Consider the following 5,777-nt stretch of genomic DNA (forward strand, 5'->3'; position numbering starts at 1 on the left):
CTCCAGGCTGACCATGTCTTTGTTGACACGCTGGTAGAAGTCCCAGTCCTCGTCCAGCACATAAGCGATGCCGCCGCTCATACCGGCTGCAAAGTTTTTGCCGGTTTTGCCCAGCACCACCACGGTACCGCCGGTCATATACTCACAGCCGTGGTCGCCAACGCCTTCCACAACTGCCACGGCACCAGAGTTGCGCACGCAGAACCGTTCGCCTGCTACGCCGCTGATAAAGGCTTTGCCGCCGGTAGCGCCGTACAGGGCCACGTTGCCGATCACAATGTTGTCGCTGCGGTCAAAAGCAGCATCCTTGGGCGGGTAAACGATCAGCTTGCCGCCGCTGAGTCCCTTGCCCATATAGTCATTGGAATCGCCAATCAGTTCCAGGGTCAGGCCCTTGGGCAGGAAAGCACCAAAGCTCTGGCCGCCGTAGCCATGGCAGACCACGCGGAAGGTGTCGTCCGGCAGTGTGTTGCCGAACTTGGCCGTGATTTCACTGCCGAAGATGGTACCAAACGCCCGGTCGGTATTGCCCACGTTCAGCGTTACGGTCATGGGCTTGGGTTCAGCCATATCGAAGGATTTTTTGAATTTCTTCATCAGTACCCGCATATCGGGGGTCTTTTCCAGGCCGAAGTTGTAAACATCCTTGGGATCAAAGTGGATGCTGGAATCCTCAATCAGGGGATTTTTCAGCAGCGCGGTCAGATCCAGCTCGCTGGCACGGGACCCGGCGGGAACTTCTTTGACTTTCAGCAGGTCGGTACGGCCCACCAGTTCATCCACGGTGCGCACACCCAGTTTTGCCATATACTCACGCAGGTCCTCGGCCATAAAGCGCATGAAGTTCATGATATATTCGGGCTTGCCCTTAAACCGTTTGCGCAGTTCGGGATTCTGGGTGCAGATGCCCATGGGGCAGGTATCCAGATTGCAAACACGCATCATCACACAGCCCATGGCAACCAGCGGGCCGGTGCCAAAACCGAATTCCTCGGCACCCAGCAGGGCGGCAATGGCCACATCCCGGCCGCTCATCAGTTTGCTGTCCGCCTCAATCCGCACACGGCTGCGCAAGCCGTTCATGATCAGGCACTGGTGCGCTTCGGCAATGCCCAGCTCCCAGGGAAGGCCCGCATTATGGATGGAGTTACGCGGCGCGGCACCGGTACCACCGTCAAAGCCGGAGATCAGGATGACTTCGGCGCCTGCCTTGGCAACGCCGGCGGCAATGGTGCCAACGCCTGCTTCGCTGACCAGCTTTACATTGATAGCGGCCTTGCGGTTGGCGCATTTCAGGTCATAGATCAGCTGGGCCAGGTCTTCGATGGAGTATACATCGTGATGGGGCGGGGGAGAGATCAGTCCCACGCCGGTGGTGGAGTTGCGGGTCTTGGCAACCCAGGGATATACCTTGCCGCCGGGCAGCTGGCCGCCCTCACCGGGTTTTGCACCCTGGGCCATTTTGATCTGAATCTCGCTGGCAGAAACCAGGTATTTGCTGGTCACGCCGAACCGGGCGGATGCCACCTGCTTAATGGCGGAATTGCGTTCGGTGCCGTAACGGTCCTCGGCCTCGCCGCCCTCGCCGGTGTTGGACTTGCCGCCCAGTCGGTTCATGGCAATGGCCAGGCACTCGTGGGCTTCTTCCGAAAGTGCACCGTAACTCATGGCTGCGGTCTTGAACCGCTTTACAATGGAGTCTACACTCTCCACCTCGTCCAGCGGCACGCCCTGTTCCGGATAGTTGAATTCCAGCAGGCTGCGCAGATGCATCTCGTCGCCGCCTTCGTTGGCAACGGCTTTGGTGTACTGCTTGAAGGTGTCATAGTTGCCGGTCCAGCAGGCTTGCTGCAGCAAATGGATCGTCTGGGGATTGTACAGATGCTGCTCGGCGTCGGGGCCACCGCGGAACTTATGGGCGCCCAGACTGGGCAGTTCCCGGTTGATGTCCAGCCCCAGGGGATCAAAAGCCTCCTGGTGGCGTGCTTCCAGATCATTCTGGATATCATGAATGGTGATGCCGCCCACCCGGGAGATGGTGTTGGTAAAGTATTTGTCCACCACTTCTTTGCTCAGGCCCAGGGCTTCAAAGATCTGGCTGCCTGCGTAGGACTGAATGGTGGAAATGCCCATCTTGGAGGCGATTTTTACAATGCCTGCCAGTACAGCCTTATTGTAGTCCTGTACGGCGGCATAATAGTCTTTGTCCAGCAAGCCTTCGTCGATGAGACTGCCGATGGTCTGCTGTGCCAGGTAGGGATTGATGGCACTGGCACCATATCCCAGCAGGGTGGCAAAATCATGCACCAGCCGGGGTTCGCCGCTTTCCAAAATCAGGGCCATGGCCGTACGCTTGCGGGTGCGAACCAGGTACTTGCTTACGGCACCCACGGCCAGCAGGCTGGGAATGGCTACATGATATTCGTCAATCTCCCGGTCAGAGAGAATCAGGATATTGGCACCATCCCGATAGGCACGATCCACATCCACAAACAACCGCTCAATAGCCTTTTCCAGATCGGTGTTCTTGTAGTAGCAGATGGACAGTGTCTCGACCTTGAAGCCGGGGACGTTCATGGTTTTGATTTTCAGCAGATCGGTTTCGGTCAGAATGGGGTTATCGATCTTGAGCACCTTGCAGTTGTCGGCCTGTTCTTCCAGCAGGTTGCCCTGGGCGCCCACATAGACGGTGGTGGAGGTAATGACTTTTTCCCGCAGGGCGTCAATGGGCGGATTGGTCACCTGGGCGAACATCTGTTTGAAGTATTCAAACAGTGAAGGGCGGGTATGGCTCAGTACAGCCAGGGGCGTATCGCTGCCCATGGCACCCGCCGGTTCACCGCCGTTTTTTGCCATGGGAAGGATGATGGTGGAAACATCTTCGTACCGGTAGCCAAAAGCTTTTTGCAGCTGGACCAGTTCCTCCTTGCCGTAGATGGGGGCACGCTTGTTGGGAACTTTCAGGTCGCTCAGGTCCACCAGGTTGCGGTCCAGCCATTCGCCGTAGGGCTGGCGGCTGGCATAGTCGTCTTTCAGCTTTTCGTCGTCCACCAGTTCGCCCTTCCGGGTATCCACCAGCAGCATTTTGCCCGGGCGCAGACGGTCCTTGCGCAGAATCTCTCCGGCGGGAATGTCCAGCACGCCAACTTCACTGGAAAGGATCAGCCGCCCATCTTTGGTGATGTAGTAGCGGCTGGGGCGCAGGCCGTTGCGGTCCAGCACGGCGCCCATCACGTCGCCGTCGCTGAACAGGATGCTGGCCGGGCCATCCCAGGGTTCCAGCATGGTGGCGTAATACTGGTAAAAGTCCCGCTTTTTGGCATCCATAGCCTGGTTGTTGCTCCATGGTTCGGGAATTGTTACCATCACAGCCAGGGGCAGGTCCATGCCGTTCATGACCATGAATTCCAGGGTGTTGTCCAGCATGGCCGAGTCGGAACCGCCCTGGTTCACAATGGGCAGTACCTTGGTCATGTCGTCTTTCAGGTAGTGGGAACCAATGGTTTCCTCGCGGGCCAGCATGGTGTCCACATTGCCCCGGATGGTGTTGATTTCGCCATTGTGCAAAATCAGGCGGTTGGGATGGGCACGGTTCCAGCTGGGGGCCGTGTTGGTGGAAAAGCGGCTGTGTACCATGCCGATAGCGGATTCATAGTCGGCATCCTGCAGATCAGGGTAGAACAGGCGCAGCTCGTTCACCAGGAACATGCCCTTGTATACGATGGTCCGGCTGGACAGGCTGCAGACATAGGTGTCAGGGCTGGACTGTTCAAAGACACGACGGGCTACATACAGGCGGCGGTCAAAGGCAATGCCGCATTCCAGCCGGGGCGGCTTGCCCACAAACCCCTGCCAGATGCTGGGCATGCAGTCCCGGGCCTTGTGGCCCAGCACTTCGGGGCAGGTGGGCACTTCACGCCAGCCCAGGAAGGGCAGCCCCTCTTTTTTGCATACAATTTCAAAGAGTTTTTTGGCCTGATTACGGCGCAGTTCCTCCTGCGGGAAAAAGAACATGCCAATGCCGTATTCCCGTTCATGGCCCAGTTCCATGCCTTGGGCTTCGGCTACTTTCTGGAAAAACTTATCACTGATCTGGGTCAGAATCCCCACGCCGTCGCCGGTTTTGCCTTCGGCATCCTTACCGGCGCGATGCTCCAGATGTTCCACGATTTGCAGCGCGTCCTCGATGGTTTTGTGGGTCTTGCGGCCTTTGATGTCCACCACCGCACCGATACCGCAGTTGTCATGTTCCAAGCGCGGGTCGTACAGGCCGGCAGGCTTTTGCATCATAGTAAAGTCTTGCACTGTAAAACTCTCCTTCCCGGTTTTCCACCATGCCGTCCAAAGGAAAAACTTCCGTTGAACGAAAAAAAGGACGTCCGCCTGCCGGGAGCGCACGGCTCCGGCGGGTGAACGTCCTTGTTCTTGCTTACACTATATCATAGAATGCACCGCTTGGCAATCAAAACGCAAAAGTTTTTTACGAAATTAACGCAAAAACAGCAGCAAAATTAAAAAATAGCAGCAAGAACTTAATTAAATTAGGAATCCTGGCGATTCTGCGCCTTCAGCTCCGCCAGGATCTGGGCCAGCAGCTCTTCCTGGGTGGGGCTGGCGGGTTTTGCCGCCTTCGCGGCAGCTTCCGCTTCGGCCTTTTTCCGCTGGCCGATGCGCATCAGTCTGCCCATAAATTTAACCAGGCAGAACAGCACAAAGGCCATGATCACAAAATTGATCACAGCGGACAGGAAGGCGCCGATACGCAGCGGATCGGCACCGTTGGGCAGTGGAATGACCACGTTGCTGAAATCGGTGGAAAAGGCGATGCCCAGCAGCGGATTCAGAATATCCCCGGTGAGGGAAGAAACAATAGACTGGAACGAAGCACCGATGATCACACCGATGGCCATATCCATGACATTGCCCTTCAGGGCAAAAGCGCGGAATTCATCCAGAAATTTGCGGGAGTGTTCCAGCCCCTGCTTAACATGGTTCTGGTTCATGGTCAGGTCCTTCCTGTACGGGTCACTGTTTCAGCAGCTTGGCCACTGCGTTGGCAGCGCCGTCCAGGTAATCCCCGGCAAACATCTCGATCATGCCGGCATCCGCTTCCTTGGACAGTTCGGGATCAATGGGCATCTTGGCCAGCACAGGCAGTTCATACTTGGCCGCGATCTCATCCACATGGCTGTCGCCAAAGACCTGGATGTGCTTGCCGCAGTCGGGGCAGACGGCATAGCTCATATTTTCCACCAGGCCCAGGATGGGTACGTTCATCATCTTGGCCATCTGTACAGCTTTGCCCACGATCATGCCAACCAGTTCCTGCGGGCTGGACACGATGAGGATGCCATCCACCGGCAACGTCTGGAAGACGGTCAGGGGCACGTCACCGGTTCCCGGAGGCATGTCCACAAACAGGAAGTCCACATCCCAGATCACTTCCTGCCAGAACTGTTTGACGGCGCCCGCAATAACGGGACCACGCCATACCACCGGAGCCTCGGGATCATCCAGCAGCAGGTTGATGCTCATGATCTCCACGCCGGTGCGGCTGGCAATGGGATTGATGCTTTCGCCGTCGCCGGTAGCAGGGCCGTGAACGCCGAACAGGCGGGGGATGGACGGGCCGGTGATATCGGCATCCAGCACGCCTGCCTTGTAGCCCAGGCGGCGCATGGAAACCGCCATCATGGCGCTGGTCATGCTCTTACCTACGCCGCCCTTACCGGATACGACGCCGATGACCTTGCGGATGCGGCTTCTGGGGTGCGGGG

Annotated in this window: 3 protein-coding genes; all 3 read right to left on the reverse strand. The window is 57.4% G+C overall.

Going from position 1 to position 5,777, the window contains the following annotated elements:
- On the reverse strand, positions 1–4,287 hold a 4,287-nt coding region (gene gltB / locus H6B10_RS12145; protein ID WP_430661761.1), incomplete at its 3' end, for a glutamate synthase large subunit.
- A 254-nt stretch (positions 4,288–4,541) separates the two neighbouring features.
- The gene (gene mscL / locus H6B10_RS12150) at positions 4,542–5,003 is read right to left on the reverse strand and encodes a large conductance mechanosensitive channel protein MscL (RefSeq protein ID WP_204651844.1); all 462 of its coding nucleotides are present in this window, start codon (positions 5,001–5,003) and stop codon (positions 4,542–4,544) included.
- Between the two features lie 22 nt (positions 5,004–5,025).
- A partial coding sequence (locus H6B10_RS12155; protein ID WP_207751619.1) for an Mrp/NBP35 family ATP-binding protein occupies positions 5,026–5,777 on the reverse strand: 752 nt, incomplete at its 5' end.

It is taken from the genome of Gemmiger formicilis, assembly GCF_016901605.1.
Lineage (GTDB): Bacteria > Bacillota > Clostridia > Oscillospirales > Ruminococcaceae > Gemmiger > Gemmiger formicilis_B.